Annotated in this window: 9 protein-coding genes; 2 read left to right on the top strand and 7 right to left on the bottom strand. The window is 66.9% G+C overall.

Going from position 1 to position 16,127, the window contains the following annotated elements; all coding sequences use genetic code 11:
• Positions 1 to 73: 73 nt before the first annotated feature.
• From pelG to ASC45_RS08035, 7 genes are read right to left on the bottom strand one after another with little or no spacing between them, the layout of a single operon-like run.
• Positions 74 to 1,444 carry an exopolysaccharide Pel transporter PelG gene (pelG, locus tag ASC45_RS08065; RefSeq protein ID WP_055450526.1) on the bottom strand — a complete coding sequence of 457 codons (1,371 nt, stop codon included), beginning with the start codon at positions 1,442 to 1,444 and terminating at the stop codon, positions 74 to 76.
• Positions 1,445 to 3,151, bottom strand: coding sequence for a GT4 family glycosyltransferase PelF (pelF, locus tag ASC45_RS08060; RefSeq protein WP_055450525.1), 1,707 nt, complete (start codon positions 3,149 to 3,151; stop codon positions 1,445 to 1,447).
• Positions 3,152 to 3,173: 22 nt separating this feature from the next.
• A complete protein-coding gene (locus ASC45_RS08055) occupies positions 3,174 to 4,322 on the bottom strand; it encodes a hypothetical protein (protein ID WP_055450524.1) in 1,149 nt (382 codons plus the stop codon).
• On the bottom strand, positions 4,319 to 5,809 hold the full coding sequence (locus tag ASC45_RS08050; protein ID WP_055450523.1) for a hypothetical protein: 1,491 nt from the start codon (positions 5,807 to 5,809) through the stop codon (positions 4,319 to 4,321). The genes ASC45_RS08055 and ASC45_RS08050 overlap by 4 nt, the downstream gene beginning before the upstream one ends.
• A gap of 28 nt (positions 5,810 to 5,837) precedes the next feature.
• Complete coding sequence (locus ASC45_RS08045; protein ID WP_072243015.1) at positions 5,838 to 6,404, bottom strand: penicillin-binding protein activator LpoB; 567 nt, start codon at positions 6,402 to 6,404, stop codon at positions 5,838 to 5,840.
• Between the two features lie 37 nt (positions 6,405 to 6,441).
• The gene (locus ASC45_RS08040; RefSeq protein ID WP_055450521.1) at positions 6,442 to 10,119 is read right to left on the bottom strand and encodes a tetratricopeptide repeat protein; all 3,678 of its coding nucleotides are present in this window, start codon (positions 10,117 to 10,119) and stop codon (positions 6,442 to 6,444) included.
• Between the two features lie 16 nt (positions 10,120 to 10,135).
• Positions 10,136 to 13,030, bottom strand: a complete 2,895-nt coding sequence (locus ASC45_RS08035; protein ID WP_055450520.1) for a bifunctional glycoside hydrolase/polysaccharide deacetylase family protein — start codon at positions 13,028 to 13,030, stop codon at positions 10,136 to 10,138.
• Positions 13,031 to 13,233: 203 nt separating this feature from the next.
• Between ASC45_RS08035 and ASC45_RS08030 the strand changes: the two genes are divergently transcribed.
• Entirely contained in the window at positions 13,234 to 14,097 is an 864-nt protein-coding gene (locus tag ASC45_RS08030) for a TatD family hydrolase (RefSeq protein WP_055450664.1), read from the top strand.
• 58 nt (positions 14,098 to 14,155) lie between these two features.
• On the top strand, positions 14,156 to 16,117 hold the full coding sequence (gene htpG / locus ASC45_RS08025) for a molecular chaperone HtpG (protein WP_055450519.1): 1,962 nt from the start codon (positions 14,156 to 14,158) through the stop codon (positions 16,115 to 16,117).
• Positions 16,118 to 16,127: the final 10 nt, after the last annotated feature.

Below are 16,127 nucleotides of genomic sequence, written 5' to 3'. Positions count from 1 at the left end.
GATGAGTCTCCTGTTTTGTTAACTCCCAAACTCTAGTCCCAAACCAGGCCGTTTGCAGCCGCTCAGGGTGAGGCTACTGCAGCATGAAGGTCTGGTATTCGAGCTTGCGAAACAGGCGTTGCAGCAGCCCCATGCCCAGCATCAGCGTGATGAGCAGGGCCACGCCGAAGCCATAGCCGAAGAAGGCCGGGCCGAGGTGGATGGAGAGCATGCTCAGCGCGAAGTTCAGCACGGTGAGCGTGGCGGTGATGACGACCACGTCGCGCCTGCGGTCAAGGTAATAGAACACGTTGAGCACGGCCAGCAGCATCACCTGGAAGCTCGCCGCCACGGCCTGCACCAGGAACAGCGGGATGTAGAGACTGCTGATGCCGATCCATGCAAACAACGAGGGCACGAAGGTGTAGACCGCCAGAAGCGTCAGCGCCTGCACCTTCAGGATCTGGTAGAGCCCTTCACGCACCACGCCCTGCATGCCGTCGTGATAGCGGGCGATGTCCTGCAGCGCTCCGCCTTCGCGCACGGCGGTGTAGAACTTGTCGTACCACTCGACGAAGTCGGTCTCGAACTTCACCAGAAAGATGCCCATGCCCGGGATGACGCACAGATAGGCGAGAAACACCGGCAGGTCATAGATGGTCGAAGCGCGCAGCGGCCCGATCACTGGGGAGGACGTGCCCATGGTGAACCAGAAGGTGAGCTTGTCGGCCCATACGCCCAGGTTGTAGAGCACCCCGCCGGCAATCAGCGAGAGATACATCTGCCTGTGATGAAAGCACGCCAGACTGATGGGGCGCACCACGGGGAAGTTGCGCAGCACCAGCCAGAGCATCAGCACCCACATGATGAACTGCCCGCCGAGAAAGCCCAGCAGCAGTCCCTCCAGTCCCCAGGGACGGAAGAGGTAGGACAGCAGCACCGAGATGCCATAACCCAGCGCATACAGCCCGACGATGGCCCGGTACTGCTTCAGCCCCGAGAGGAACACCGTGGTGATCCAGAGATTGGACAGCAGCGTGAATCCGGCGACGATGAGCACGCGGTACAGATTGCTCACGCCATGAAAGCCCAGCAGTGCGGTGAGCCAGCCCAGCCCGCCGCTGACCGCGGTGGTGACGAGCACCACGCCGAAATAGGCCGGGGCGATGTCGTCCTTGCGCTTCTCGAACAAGCGGTCGGCCACCCAGCGGGTGAAGCCCAGCTGCAACCCGCCGGTGAGGATGAGCGAGGCCATGATGAGATAGGTCACCGTCACCTGGAACTGGGTGATGAGCGCATCGGGCGTGACCACGCCGAGCGACAGCACGCCCACCGCGATGAGACCGATGATGGAAAACACCCACGGCCCGGAGCTGATGATCGAGGCGTAGGTGTAAGCGCGCAGCAGCCCGAGATAGGACTCGGTGCGAAGCAGCTTGCGCAGCTCGAAGCCGATGCCGGCCATCTAGTTGGCCCCCACGTTCGGGCTTTGCCCTCTCTGCCCCCCGGGGGGGCTGCCGCCGCCTTGAGGCGGCTCGGCGGCAGCGGCGGGTTCATCAAGGGGCGGTTCGCCGCGCAGCCAGGTGGCCACGGCGCCGACCGAATCGTGAAAGCCCGCGGCGCGGGCAGCGCTGCGCTGCAGGGCGTCGTCGTAGACGGCTCGGTAGTTGTCGAACATCATGGGCTGGGTGTAATAGCGCTCCACGCGGGCGATGCCTGCCTGGCTGGCGGCCTGCCAGCGTTCGGTGTCGCCCAGCAGCTCGGCGCAGGCCTCGCCCAGCGCCTGCGCGTCGGCGATGCCGACGACGTCGCCGGAGGCGCCCAGCGCTTCGTCTTCCGCGCCCAGGCCGTAGATAAGCTGGCGGCACGAGCCCACGTCGGTGGTCACCGAGGGCACGCCGCCGGCATAGCCTTCGAGAATGACCAGCGGCAGCGCCTCGCTGATGGACGACAGCACGACCAGGCCGACCTTGGGCATCAGTTCAGTCAGGCGCTGGAAGCCGAGGAATTTGAGCGTATCGCCCAGTTGCAGGCTTGCGGCGAGTTCCCGGCATTCGCGGGCGTATTCGGGGTGTTCGTCCTCGGGGCCGGCGATCCAGCCTTCGAGACCGGGCAGGCGGTTGCTCGCCACGCGCACGGCGCGGATGAAGGTCTTGATGTCCTTGATCGGCACGACGCGGCCGATCAGGCACATCACCAGCGGCGGCTGCGCCGGACGCTGCGCGCGGGTGGCGGCAAACGGCGGCACGTTGATGCCGTTGGCGATGCAGCAGGTGGTGACCGGATTGGCGCCGTCGGCGATCTGCCGCAGGCGGTTGGTTTCGTAAAGCGCGATCACCGGGTCGGCGGCGTCGTAGCACATGCGACCGAGCGACTCGAACAGCCGGATCCAGAGCTGACGGAAGTAGCCGGCGTCGCCCGCGGTGCGTTCGAGCACCGGGGTGTTGTCGCTGATCCAGTTGGCCGAGAACAGGTCGATGCGCCGCTCCTTGGTGTAGATACCGTGCTCCGACAGGATCAGCGGCTTGTCGTGCAGCCGCGCCAGCACCGCGCCCAGATACCCGGCATAGCCGGTGGACACGGTGTGATAGACCTTGGCCCGGGGCAGCTTGCGCGCCAGCGTGGCCAGGGTCCAGATGGGGGTGTGCATGGTGCGCACCGTCCAGAAGTAATCGACGAAGGACGGGTCGGTGCAGCGCAGTTGATACTGGGCAGTGAGGTAAGCCCACGACTGGTGCGAGTGCAGGAAGTAATCCAGGTCGAGCTTGTCCTGCATGGCCTCCAGGCTGGCGCGAAGCACCTCGGCGCGGCTGTCGCGGTCGTTGCCTTCGCGGATCAGCTCGTGCAGTTGCTCCACGAGCTGGGCCGTCTGGGCGTCTCCGCGTTCTTCATGCGCTGCGGGCAGCACGGCATCGCTGAACAAATAGTGGTGGGTGAGCCCGGCCACATTGGGCGGCAACTGGTAGCGCTGCTTGCCGTAATCTTCTTCGCGCGAACCGAGGAACACCAGATGAAACCGCAGGTGCGGAAAGCCACTGACGATCTGGTGCACCCAGCTCGACACCCCGCCCGAGACATAGGGGTAGGTGCCCTCGAGCAGCAGCATGACGTCGATGTCGGCGTCGGCCTCGTGCGGCTGTGGCTGGGTGTCGGAAAAGTCGGGTCGGGACATGGGGGCTCGATTCACCGGGGGTTCAACTCAGCAGCAATGCGTCGTCGGCACCTGGGACTGACGGCTCAGAGCCTTTGGCCGGTCTGGGGGCCGTATCGCCTGGCCGACGCACGGCCGGGGCATCGCCGATGGTCAGGGGGGCGGCCTGAGGCTCGGTCAGCGTCTGCCACACGCGCACGACGGGACGCAGGCGCGGTGCCACCTGGCGCGTGCCCAGCGGGGCCAGCGTGGCTGAGATGCGGTTGAAATGGCGCAGGGTCCACTCCAGCTCGGCGGCATAGGGACGCCACAGGGTGGCGCTGGCGCCTTCCGCCGCGAGGCGTTCGAGCACGCGGCGTGCGTCTTCGGTCTTGCCCGCGGCCAAGGACAGCCGCAGGTACATCATCTGCAGGCCGGTGTCTTGTGGCAGGGCGTCACGCGCCATGCCGCAGTAGTGCAGAGCCTGCTGCAGCGCGAAATCGCGCAGATCACCCTGCGCCAGACCCTGATAAATGAACTCCATCTGCAGTTCGGCCACCCGCTGTGCCGCGCGCGCCAGTGCCGGGCCGCTGCTGCCGTGGCGATGGATCTCCAGTTCGCGCTGCGCGTCCTGCAGGCTGTCGGTCAGGCGCTGCTCCCAGGTATTGCTGATGCCGTAGGCGAGCAGGCGGATTTCTTCGTCAGGGTCGGAAAGCAGGCGTCGCAGCACCGGCAGCGTCATGCGCGGAGACATCTCGCGCAGTGCCAGCACCGCGCGGATGCGCTGTGCCTGGGGCTGGCTCTGGTCGCGCGCGATGCGCGCGGTCTGCCCGGCAGGCAGATCGCGGCGCTGGTCGTCGTCGAGGTGCGATACGGAGAACACCTGCAGTTGCGGCGCCTCGCGCAAGTGGTCAGTAGCTTTGTGCCGTTGCGGCAGCCACTGCGCCAGCCGCGCGGCGATCAGCAGACCGAAGACGCCGACGATGGGGAAGAACAGCGCCAGCAGGGTAAGCAGGCTCAGCGACAGCCGACGCGGGCGGCGCAGATCGGCGGGCAGCAGCGTCCACAGCAGCAGGCCGACCAGTACCGCAGCCGCGCCATGCACCAGCCAGAACGCCATGAGGTCGACATCGTCACGGCTGACCAGCAGCCAGGCCGCCGCGGTCTCCAGCAGGACGATGACCGAACCGAGCTTGTAGAACAGCGGGTTCATGCCTTGCCCGATTCGGCTGCCGCGCCTGGCGCCGGTGCGGCGCTGCTGAGCAGGCGCTTGAGTTCCAGGAAGCCGCCCGGCCCTGCAACCTCGAGAAAGTCGAGATCGAAGGCCTGATCGGGGCGCTGATTGCTGCGGCCGAGAATCTGCCCGAGTTGCGTGATCATGTCGCGTCGGTAGTTGGCCAGCCCGGCGGCGCTAAGCAGCGGCAGCAGCACCACCAGCGCCGGTTTGCCGCCGCGTCCCTTGAGCGTCCAGGTGGAACTCTCCACCGGCTGCATGCCGGCGAACTCGGCCAGCACATCGTCACTGACGCGGCCCTGTCCGCTCCAGACGGCGCAATAGCTGCGCAACTTGAAGCGCTGCCCAAGCTCGCTGAGCTGGGCCCATTCCTGCTGCAGGCTGATGGGCGCCTGCACCCAGGCCGAGCGCACATCCTCGACCGTGAGTTCGAGCTGGCTGAAGTCGAGGTAGGAGGCGCACAGCACCTGCAGGCGTTGCAGATTGTTTTCCTCGAACGCCATGAAGGGCATGTCGTGCACCGCCAGCAGGGCATCGACTTCGTCGTATTCGTCGAGCCGCAATGGGGCGGCGAATACCCAGGGGTTGGTCTCGGAGGTGTTGAGCGCAGCCTGGGCGATATGTACCGACTGGTGCGATTCCAGCACGCGGTTGATCAGCACATCGTCGACGTCGAGCGCCGGCAGCGCCTGGCCGAGCGAAGCCGCCAGCCGCCATTGCAGGCCCTGCGGGCTGATCTCGCGCACGAAGATGCCGGCTTCCACTAGCCGGCACGACTGGCTGAGCAGTTGCAGGAAGGCGCGCGGATCGGGCAGCGGCGCAGCCGCAGGCAGGCCCGGCGTGGTGGCAGGGGCGGGCAGCGCGGCGCGATTGCCCTGAAAGGCGAAGGTGCGGCGCAGGTCGAGCAGGGCGTCGCGCAGGGTCATGGGGCGGTCGGTCAGCTCCTGTTCCAGCGTGGACAGCGCCTCCTTGACGACGAACAGACGCCGCTTGGTGCGCTCCAGCCGCGCGGTCAGGTCTTTGGTCACTTCGCGGTGCAGCACCTGACGGTTGCGGAAGGCCGCGCCGAACTCGCCCAGGATCAGCGTCATCAGCATGCCGCCGAGAAAGAACTCGGCCGGAAATGCGCTGTTCGCAGCCGAGCCGAGCAGCATCGGCGAAAACTTCCAGAAGGCGGCGTAGAACGCCACGCCGAACAGGCCGTAGCCCGCGCCGTAGCGCACCGCGATCAGCCACGGGCCGAACCAGGACCAGGGAAATCCGGCATGCGCGCCTAGCGGGTCGAGCGGGCGCAGCAGATGTCCGAGCCACAGCACCAGCACCGGCAGCAGCACGCTCTCGACCATGGCGACCAGCCGCCCCGACTGCGTGTTGGGTCGCCAGTAGCGCAGCCAGCGCCAGCGCATGAGCGCCGATTCGCTGCGCATGCGGCGGGTGACGCGGGTGGAGAGTTTGTCGAGTTTCATGCCCGGTGCGTGTGCGTGCGCGACGTGCTCACTTTGCCGCGGTGGGTTGGGCTGCCGTCAAGCGGATGCCGCGCAGCAAGGCTTCGATCTGCGACTGCCCCACGGCGGCCAGCGCCTGATAGCCCCAGCCCGACCGTCCGCCGCTGGCGCTCCAGACCACCTCGCCGGTGGGTAAGTCGGTCACCTGCAGGGTGATGCCCACGGCGGGCTCGCTGTCCACCCCGGTCTTGTAGCGCCATTCGGTGACTGTGCCCGACAACGCGTAGCGTGCGCCCTGCTGCCTGGCCCAGGCCAGAGCCTGCGCCGGGTTCACCACGGGTTCGGCCTCCAGCGGGTTGTCGCCGCTCTTTTGCGGATAGACCAGCACATTGCGCAGCCCTTTTTGCTGCAGCAGCGACACCGTGATCGCCTGTGCCCGGCGCTCGACCAGCGGCACGTCGGTGGCATTGCTCAGGGGAAGCACCGCGAACTTGGCGTCGGCGGGCACGGTGAGCGACTGTCCGGGCAGCGCGGTGACGGCGCAACCGGCAAGCAGCACGGCCGCGGAACCAGCGATGCCGAGCAAGACGCGGCGAGTGGGGGAGGATGGGGTCATGGAACTCTCCTGCTTCATCAGGGTGACAAGAACGCGGTCATCGACCGAACCATAAACGGTATTGCAGATTCCACTGCCGGTTCAGGCCCGAGGTGTTCTGTTGGCGCTGGTAACTGAAGGACAGTTCATCGGGCCCGAACAGCGGCCCGTGGATGCCCAGATTCAGGTTGTTGGTCAGCCCCAACCGGCGTGATTGCAGCACATCGACCTCGGCATAGGGCAGCCAGCGCCGGGTGTAGGTGTCGCCGTGCGCCATGTTGAAACCCAGCCCCAGGCCGAAGACGTCGTCGCCGGCGGGCATGAAGAACGCGGCGGTGGGCGCGCCACCGCCCGGCACCAGAGGCGCGTAGTCGGGCAGTGGTGGCCCGGCGTTGGCGCTGAACCGGTTGGAATAGCCCAGCAGCTTGACGCTGAGATCGGGCTCCTGGCGGCGCAGCCACAGACCCAGTTCGAACTGGGTGCTGGTGCCATGCCCCAGCGGATTGCCGCGGCGGGTGTCATACGACATCACCGCAGTGCTCACGTTCGCCCAGACCCGGCCGAAATCGCGCGACAGCCGCAGCTGCAGCCGGTCGCGGCTGCCCGCGATCTGCAACGGGCCGGACTCATCGGCCACCGCGTGGTATTCGGCCTGCACCTGCGCCTCGATCTGTCCGGGCAGGCGGGTGCTGCCGTCGAGGCGCCAGCCGTTGAGGCTGCCCACCGCGGTGTTGTGCGAGAGGGTGCCCCCCAGGCGCGAGCGCTCGCCCTGCCACTGCAGGCCGAACTGCGCGTCATTCCAGGTCGAGGGCACGCCGACCAGCGCCTCGGTGTTGTTGCTGTGCATGGCCTGTCGGCTGGCTTGCGCCTGTACCCGCCACTGGCCGCTCAGTTGCAGCGACAGCCGCAGCACCGGTCCCTGGCGCACCACGTTGTCGATTTGTCGGTGCTCCATTGTGAGTGTGGCGCGATGCGCCAGCGCGAGCTGCTGCTCTGCGGTCTGCCTTGCCAGGCCTTGCAGCGCCGGGTTGTCCTGGCCGCGTTCGGCGGCTTGCTCCAGCACTTGCTCGGCCTCGGCCAGCGATTGCATGGGATGACCGGCGATGCGCTCGGCCTCAGCCCTGTCTTGTGGCAGCAGATGGCGTGCAGCGCCTTGCTGCAGCAGGCGGCGGACGGTCTCGCGGTCACCTTCGCGCAGGGCCATCTGCAGCTCGATGGACTGCCGCGCCGCCGGGGTGAGCACGCGCCGCGCCAGCCACCAGCGCGCCGCGGAGTCGGTGTCCAGACGCAGCAGCCAGTCGGCGATGGCGGCATTGGCTTGCAGGGTCTGCTGCGCGTTGAGCGTGCCGCTGTGCAGCTTGTCGCGCAACTGCGCCAGCAGCGCCTGCTGGCCTGCGCCGTCGAGGCGACCATGACTCAGGCGCAGTCGTGCCAGCAGCGGGTCAAGCGTGCGGTCGGTGCCGCCCTTGGCTGCGGCAGGTGCGGCGGCCGACGGGCGCTGCAACAGGCGCCAGGACTGATCGTAGGCGGCCCGGGCGCGACGGCTGTCGCCCGCCTGGGCCAGCAGATCGCCGTAGTTGAGCAGCCACAGCGCATCGGACTTCTTGCGCGGGTAGAGCGGCTGGCTGTAGCGCAAAGCGGCAGCGGTATCGCCCACCGTCTGCGCCGCGGCGCTGAGCACGTCGAGCCCTTCGGGCAGGCCCGTCAGGCTGCGGCTGTAAAGCGCCATGTCCTGCCGCAAGGCGTCGAGCTGGTTGGCGTCGATCAGCATCCACAGCAGGGCGATCTGGTTGTCGGTGTTGCGTGGATCAAGTCGCAGCGCCTCGCGCAGGTCGGCCAGGGCCAGATCGGTGCGGCCCAGCCCGCGCCAGACCTGAGCACGTGCGGCATACATCTGCGCATCATGGCGCAGCGGAGCCCCGGCTTCGCTGCCCAGCACCATGCGCTGCCAGGTGTCGATGCCCTGCAGGCTGGGCTGGCGCACCAGCGACTGCAGCCAGAGCAGCCCCAGCGCCTCCGAGGGCGAGCGCGCCCAGGCCTGCGGCAGCAGGCGCAGCGCAGCGGCGTCGCCCTGCGATTTCTGCACCAGGGCGATGAGACGCTGAAGCTGATAGGGCTTGATGCGGTCGCGCAGTGCGAGGCTTTGCCAGATGCTGTCGTAAGCCTCCTCGGCGCTGCGCGATTCGCCCATGTCCCAGGCGATGTCGCCCAGTAGACCCTGGTGCGTGGCGCGCAGATCGTCGGCGCCCGGCAGGCGCTGCGTGGCTTCGAGCACCTGCCGCGCCTGCGCGAACTGGCCGCTTTGCAGCAGGGCGATGGCGTAGTCGATGCTGCCGCGCAGGTCGAGCGAGCCACGCTGCAGCGCCTGTGCATAGGTGGAGAGCGACGCCTCGACCTCGCCCATATTGCCCAGCAGCCAGGCCAGAGCGGTCAGGACTCCGGGTTCTTTCGCCGACGCCTGCCGCAGGATGCGCACCGCCTGCTCCGGGTGGCCGCGCACTTCCAGCGCCTGGGCGTATTGCAGCCATTCGTCGGTAGTAAGAAGGGTGCCGCGCGCGGCGCGCTGCTCCCAGTAGACGTCCATGCCGCTGCTGGAATGCAGTGCCAGCGCAAGGCGACGCAGTTCATCGAGCGCGTGCTGGCTGAACTGGGCACGCAGCAAGGCGATCCATTGCTGCATCGCGGCGTCGGGCTTGCCACTCCATTCGAGCACCTGCGCGCGGCGCTCGGCCCAGGCGCGGTCGGGAGATTGGGCCAGCGCGGCGTCGGCCATGCGCACCGCGCCCGCCAGGTCGCCACCGGCCAGCAGGACCTGCCAGGCCAGTTCGCGCTGTGCCGGGGTGAGTGCCCTGCCGAGCTGTGGCGCGGGCTGATCGAGATCGACGGCCTGCCGCAGCCAGAGCACGGCGTTCTGCGGCTGGTTGGCGCCCAGTGCCAGCTGCACCATGAACCAGGCCATCGTCGGCGCGGGCTTCAAGCCTTGCATCGCCGCCGCGGTGCGCTGGTAGGCCAGCTTCGGTTGCCCCGAGGCCAGCAGCGCCCGAGCCCCGGCCTGGAGCAGGGTTTGGCGCTCGGCATCGGTGACCTGGGTCTTGGCGGTATCGAACAGCACCTGCGCCGCCAGCGCGTCGGCGTGCAGCCCTACGAGCAACTGTGCGGCCTGCATGGCCGCCGCGGGTGGCAGCGGCAGGAAATGGGTGACCATCGCCGCCAGACGCTGCACCGCCTTGGGTTCGTCCAGGCCCTGCAGAAGCAGCAGGGTGTCGCGCCACTCGGTGAAGCGGGTGGGCGTGGTGCGCTGAAGCAGGGCGGAGAGCGCCTGCCGGGCCTGCGCTTCTTCAGCGCGATGCCCCAGAGCGCGGGCGTCGAACCAGCGGGTCTTCCAGATTTTCAGCCGCAGTGCGTCGGCCTGCGGGCTTTGCAGGTTGCCCAGAGTGTCGAGCGCCTGCTGCTGACGGCCGATTCTCTCGTAGCGTTGCGCCAGCATCAGTCGCAGGTCGATGTCTCCGCCGCGCAGATCGACCAGGTGGCGCAGGTAATCGATGGCCAGGGTGTTGTCGGGGCTCGAAGCCAGCAGCTGCATGAGCCGCTGCCCAGGGTAGACCAGCGCCAACGTACCGACACAGAGCAGGCCCAACCCCAGCAGCGTGCCGCGCGGAAACAACCTGCTGCGCCGCGGGTCATCGGGCGAGATGTGCAGCGGGTCGCGAGGGGCAAGGCGCTTGGTGTCCGGCATTGGGGCCTATTGTCGGTCAGGCCCGGCGCAGCGTGAGGGCAAGCGCGGTGGTGCTGGCGCGCACGCGCAACCCTTTGTCGGTTTTGTCCTGTTGGGCGGCTGCCGTCTGCGCCGTCCACCCGGCGGGAAGCTGGAACTCCGCCTCGACGGGCAGATGCCCCTGCAGTTCGATCCGCACGCTGCCGTCGGTCTGCATCTCCCAGCGCCGGACATCGGCGTTGGCCTCGACCAGCCGCGGCGCGGCCGCGCCTTCGGTGCCGGTCAGCAGCACCGCCTGCCCGGTGCTGACGTGGATGTAGCGCTGCTCGCCATGCGTGTTCCAGCCGACGACGTGCTGGCACTGCGCCAGTTGCGGCGGGGTGGCTCCCATCGGCTGGCACCACTGTCGCAACTCGGCGCCGCCGCGCAACCGCCAGCCTCCGGCCAGCCGCCTGGCCACCGTGGCCCGCCGCCAGTCGTTGACACTGCGGAAGTATTGATGGCCGTAGATGGCGTGGGTCGGTTGCTTGAGAACCCATTGATAGACGGTGTGCAGACTCTTGGCGCCAGCGGCCTTGGTCACGATGTAGGGGTGGTAGTAAACGTCGATGGGCTTGAAGCGGCGGGGAGTATCGGTCATCTGATAGCTCTCGATCACGCGCTCGAAACCGAAGTAGGGGCCGGTCCAATTGTGCGTGTAATCCTCCTCGTTCGAGCACGGCGCATAGACTTGGAAATACTTGCCCTTGGGAATGCCCATTGGCCAGATGTCCGACAGCGTGGGCCGGGTCTTGCTGATCGGCGCGCCCCCGCCATTGATGTTGCCAAGGCCGTACTCGTAGGCCATGGCCACAGCCTCGTTGGGCGGATTGCAGTCACCCGGCCACAGAATCATGTTGCACTTCTTGCCCGGCGGGCAGAGCTTGTCGTCGATGTACTCCGCCGCGCCGATGACATTGCTGCGGGTGCTGAAGGTGTAGTTGGGCAGGGGCAGGTAAAAACCGTAGGGGTAGGCCTTGCTCGGCGTACCCAGGCTGTGCGTCTTGCTGGCCTCGACCCAGTTGAAGGGATGGCTCCAGGTGTGGCTACCGACTTCGATCCAGGGCAGGGCATACATGCGTTTGGCCCATTTCTGGCTGGTGTCGGCGGTCTTGGGGTACAGCCCTTCGTGGCTGATCTCGCCGATGATGACCGAGGCCAGCGTGGGCACCTTGTACTTTTCGAGGAATTCGCTCACCAGCACTTCGCAGGCCAGCGGCGAGCCAGGCCGGTCGCAGGCGTTGGGCCAGCCGTCGCCGTCGAAATGCACAAAAAACACCCGGCGTCCGGTGCGGGTGGTGATATCGGGCATGGGGTCTTGCCCCACGCGCAGCGCCGCACGGAAAAAGGCGATCGGCTCCACCGACCAGCGGGTGCCGGTGTTGCCGGGGAGGTTGAAGACGCCAAACGATCCCAGCGCATACCCACCCCAGGGCGTGATGGCGGCGCCGTCCATCACCTGACCGTCGGCGCCGGTGGCTCGCAGCCAGACCTGAGCGCCTGGACCAGCGGCCAGCGGAACCGAGTTCTGTGCGGTGATCAGCGGAATGACCTCGCCATTGGGCGTGCCCGGCTGGCGCTGCACCGCGATCGGTGCGGCAAGCTGGCCCTCGCCGACCATCGCGCCCAGTTCGGCCAGCACGTCGAAGTCGGTGTAGCCCAGGATCGCCACGGGTACGCCTTCGGCCTGCGCCCGTCTGAGCATGGTCCGCACCTCGCCGGACACCTTGCCGTCGTCGGGGTAGAGCACGATGGCCGCATAGCGCCCGGCCAGCGGCTCGGTGATGGCGGGTGCTCCCACGAAGCGGTATTCGGGCACCAGGCCGAGGTATTCCAGCGGCATGGCGCCGTACAGATGCGCGCTCTGTAATTGCAGTTCGGGGCTGTCGCCTTGTTCGCAGGAGTGCAGAAGCAGCACACGCCTTGGCACCAGTTCCACACTGCCCACGCCCAGGCTTTCGAGTTGTGGATCGGCCACCCAGGGAATGAGCCCATGCGCGGCGATTTTTTGCGCGGTCTGCCGCGCCAGCGCGCGATCCTTCGGCGCGCAGTAATCGATGGCGATGCCGGGCAGCTTGAACTGCCCGCGCATCTCGGCAAAGCGTGCCAGCAGCCATTCCCGGTCGGCTGCGGCGACCTCTACAAAGGACGAATCGCCCTGATTCCAGCCGCGGTAGAGCGACTCGGCGGCGACCGCCACGATGCTGGGCGCCAGCGTGGCATCCACCAGCTCGAAGCCGCGGTTGAGCATCAGCCGGATGCCGGGAAAAGCAGCCACCAGCCCGCGCAGGGTTTCGGTGAGCGCCTGGGCCTGCTGCTGGCGCTGGGCGGGCGTTTTGGCGAGCAGTTGGTAGGAGTCGAGGGTGTCGAGGAAAAACGCGCGAAAGCCCGCATCCCACAGCGGTTTGACGATGCGTTCGCGCAGAAATGCGGGCCAGCCGGCGGCCGTCTGGTCGACCACCCTCGAGCCCCAGGCGGCATTCGAGGCGGGCAGCCAAGCCTTGGGCATGTCGGCGTAGTAGGGGCGATCGGGCGTGACTTCGCCCACCGACACATAAGCCAGCGCCAGGGTGTCGGGGCCGAGCGCGGAAACGATCTTCGGGTCTTGCGCCAGCGCGTGCTGTGGCTCCAGCACCACCCAGTCGAACGCCCGCAGGTCGTCCACCGGAATGCGCGAGCCATAGTAAAAAGCCACCGATGGCGCGTCCGCCGGGCTGGCAGCGGCCGTGCCTTGCAGACAGGATGGACAATCACCGCAGGTGCAGGCGGTCTGCGCCATGGCACGCCCGCTGCCCGCCGCGAGCAGGCCCAGGCCCAGCAGGCCTCGGCGTCCCAGCGGGTTGGAGAACAGGCGGGTCTGGGCGAGAGATTGAAGAAAGCGTCGGCGTTGCATGATCGGATCAGGTGAAGTGCGGTGCCCGGATGGGTTAAAGCTTCATGCGCCTTGGCAGCCGGTTCCGGTATACCCATGATTTTCTTCATTTTTCAGGCGCCTGACTCTATGTTTGGGCAAAATGCTTGACGAGTTTGTGATTTTTTACCCTGCCGTTCATGTCTCTGATACCTCGTTCCGCGCCAAGCGCTCCCTTCGAGCCGATCTGGGTGGACACCCACGCGCATCTCGACGCGGGTGAATTCGAAGGACGGGGTGCAGTGGCGGCAGAGCGCGCGCGCCTTGTCGGCGTGGCCTGCGGCGTGATTCCGGCAGTGGAGAAGGCCAACTTCGCCACCGTGCAGACCCTGGCGCGCGCCAGCGGCTGGGCTTACGCGCTGGGCATCCACCCGCTGTATGTCGGTCGTGCGCTGGACACTGACCTCGACGAGCTGCGGCAGACCGTGGAGCGGGCGCTGCACGATCCGCATTTCGTCGGTATCGGCGAAATCGGGCTGGACTTTTTCGTGCCCGGCCTGGACCGCGAACGCCAGCAGCACTTCTATGCGGCGCAACTGCGTCTGGCCCGAGACTTCGATCTGCCCGTCATCCTGCATGTGCGCAAGTCGCAGGACGCGCTGCTCGCCGGGTTGCGCCGTCACGGCTTTGCCGCCGGTCGTCCGGCCGGTATCGCCCATGCCTTCAACGGCAGTGCGCAGCAGGCCCAGGGTTTCATCGACCTAGGGTTCGCGCTGGGTTTCGGCGGAGCCATGACCTTCGAGCGCGCGCTCAACATCCGCCGTCTGGCCGCGACCGTGCCGGATACGGTGCCCGTGCTCGAAACCGATGCGCCCGACATCCCGCCCGTCTGGCTCTACCGGCCGCGTGCCGCGCAGCAGGATGCCGACGTCCCCGCCGAGCCGAACACGCCGCAGCAAGTGGCGCGCATCGCGCAGACGCTCGCGGAGTTGCGCGGCTGGACGCTGCCGCACACCGCGGCGCAGACCACGGCCAACGCCCTGCGCGCGCTGCCCCGGCTTGCCGCGGTGTTGGCCGTTGCTCAGGCTCGGAGCGTTGGCGGCTCTTGATTTTTTTTGCCCAGGCCTCAACTGCTGGCGCAGATTTTTTCCATCCACTCTTGGCACCATGAGCACAGAACAAAGCACCCAAGCGCCGACCGCGGCGCATACGCATGCGTTTCAGGCCGAAGTCCGTCAGTTGCTGCACCTGGTCACCCACTCGCTGTACTCCAACCGCGACATCTTTCTGCGCGAGCTGATTTCCAACGCGTCCGACGCCTGCGACAAGCTGCGCTTTCAGGCGATCGACGATCCGGCGCTGATGGAGGGCGACGCCGATCTGCGCATCCGCATCGCCGTCGATCCCGAGCAGCGCACCCTCACCATCAGCGACAACGGCATCGGCATGAGCCTGGAAGACGCCGTCGAGCATCTGGGCACGATTGCCAAATCGGGCACGCGCGAGTTCATGCAGAAGCTGGGCGACAAGCAAAAGCCCGACGCCGCGCTCATCGGCCAGTTCGGCGTGGGTTTTTACTCCGGCTTCATGGTGGCCGACCGCATCACCGTCGAATCGCGCAAGGCCGGCATGGCCGAAGGCGAGGGCGTGCGCTGGGTGTCGGACGGCACCGGCGAGTTCACCGTGGAGACGATCGCACGGGCCAAGCGCGGCACCGACGTCATCCTGCATCTGCGCGCCGACGCCGACGACACCCCGCACGAGGACAAGATCGACAAATACCTGCGAGTCTGGACGCTCAAGGACCTCATCGGCAAATACTCCGACCATATCTCCCTGCCCATCGAAATGCGCAAGGAGCGCTGGGATGCCGAGCAGAGCAAATACGTCGCCACCGACGAATGGGAGCAGATCAACAGCGCTGCAGCCCTGTGGACGCGCAGCAAGTCCGACATCACCGAGGAACAGTATCTCGAGTTCTACAAACAGCTCAGCGGAGACGGCAACCCGCCGCTGCGCTGGACGCACAACCGGGTGGAAGGGCGCAGCGAATACACCCAGTTGCTCTACATCCCCGCCAAGGCGCCGATGGATCTGTGGGACAGGCAGCAGAAGGCCGGGGTCAAGCTGTATGTGAAGCGCGTGTTCATCACCGACGACGCCGAGAGCCTGATGCCCACCTACCTGCGCTTCGTGCGCGGAGTGATCGACAGCGCCGATCTGCCGCTGAACGTCTCGCGTGAAATGCTGCAGGAAAGCCGTGACGTGCGCGCCATCCGCGAGGGCTCGGTCAAGCGCGTGCTGTCCATGCTCGAAGACATGGCGGGCAGCGACGATCAGGCCGAGCGCGACAAGTACGCCGCGTTCTGGGGCGAGTTCGGCGCGGTGCTCAAGGAAGGCTTCGGCGAAGACTTCGCCAACCGCGAGCGCCTGGCCAAGCTGCTGCGCGCGGTTTCGACCCACAGCGAGAGCGACACGCCGAATGTGTCTCTGGCCGACTACGTCAGCCGCATGAAAGAGGGGCAAAAGGCCATCTACTACATCACCGCCGAGACGCCCAAGATCGCTCGCTCCAGCCCTCAGCTCGAAATCTTCCGCAAGAAGGGCATCGAAGTGCTGCTGCTGACGGATCGGGTGGACGAATGGATGCTGGGCTTCCTCCACGAATTCGACGGCAAGCCGCTGCAATCGGTGGCGCGTGGCGCGGTTGACCTCAGCGAGGTGAAGGGCGCCGAGGATGAGGCCGAGAAGAAGGACGAGGCGGCCCAATCCGAAGACCACAAGGCCTTGATCGAGCGCTTCAAGGCGGCTCTGGGCGAACGTGTGCAGGACGTGAGGATCTCCGAGCGTCTGGTCGATTCCCCGGCCTGTCTGGTTGCCACCGACGACGGCATGAGCACGCATCTGGCCCGCCTGCTCAAGCAGGCCGGACGCGACGAGATGCCCGCGTCAAAACCGGTGCTTGAAATCAACCCCGAGCATGTGCTGATCAAGCGCGTGGTGGCCGACGCGGCGCATGCCGACGATCTGGCGCAGGTGGTGTTTGATCAGGCGCTGCTCGCCGAAGGCGGTCAGCTCGACGATCCGGCGGCGTATGTGCGCCGGGTGAATGCTCTGCTCGCTCACTGACGAGCAAGGG

It is taken from the genome of Thiomonas bhubaneswarensis (genome assembly GCF_001418255.1).
Lineage (GTDB): Bacteria > Pseudomonadota > Gammaproteobacteria > Burkholderiales > Burkholderiaceae_C > Thiomonas > Thiomonas bhubaneswarensis.
The sequence above is the reverse complement of the archived record's forward strand: the minus strand, read 5'-3'. Positions and strand labels throughout refer to the sequence as shown.

Bases quoted from the DNA above. Each gene is read 5' to 3' on its own strand.
- pelG (WP_055450526.1), bottom strand. From the start codon at position 1,444: ATGGCCGGCATCGGCTTCGAGCTGCGCAAGCTGCTTCGCACCGAGTCC.
- pelF (WP_055450525.1), bottom strand. From the start codon at position 3,151: ATGTCCCGACCCGACTTTTCCGACACCCAGCCACAGCCGCACGAGGCC.
- ASC45_RS08055 (WP_055450524.1), bottom strand. From the start codon at position 4,322: ATGAACCCGCTGTTCTACAAGCTCGGTTCGGTCATCGTCCTGCTGGAG.
- ASC45_RS08050 (WP_055450523.1), bottom strand. From the start codon at position 5,809: ATGAAACTCGACAAACTCTCCACCCGCGTCACCCGCCGCATGCGCAGC.
- ASC45_RS08045 (WP_072243015.1), bottom strand. From the start codon at position 6,404: ATGACCCCATCCTCCCCCACTCGCCGCGTCTTGCTCGGCATCGCTGGT.
- ASC45_RS08040 (WP_055450521.1), bottom strand. From the start codon at position 10,119: ATGCCGGACACCAAGCGCCTTGCCCCTCGCGACCCGCTGCACATCTCG.
- ASC45_RS08035 (WP_055450520.1), bottom strand. From the start codon at position 13,030: ATGCAACGCCGACGCTTTCTTCAATCTCTCGCCCAGACCCGCCTGTTC.
- htpG (WP_055450519.1), top strand. From the start codon at position 14,156: ATGAGCACAGAACAAAGCACCCAAGCGCCGACCGCGGCGCATACGCAT.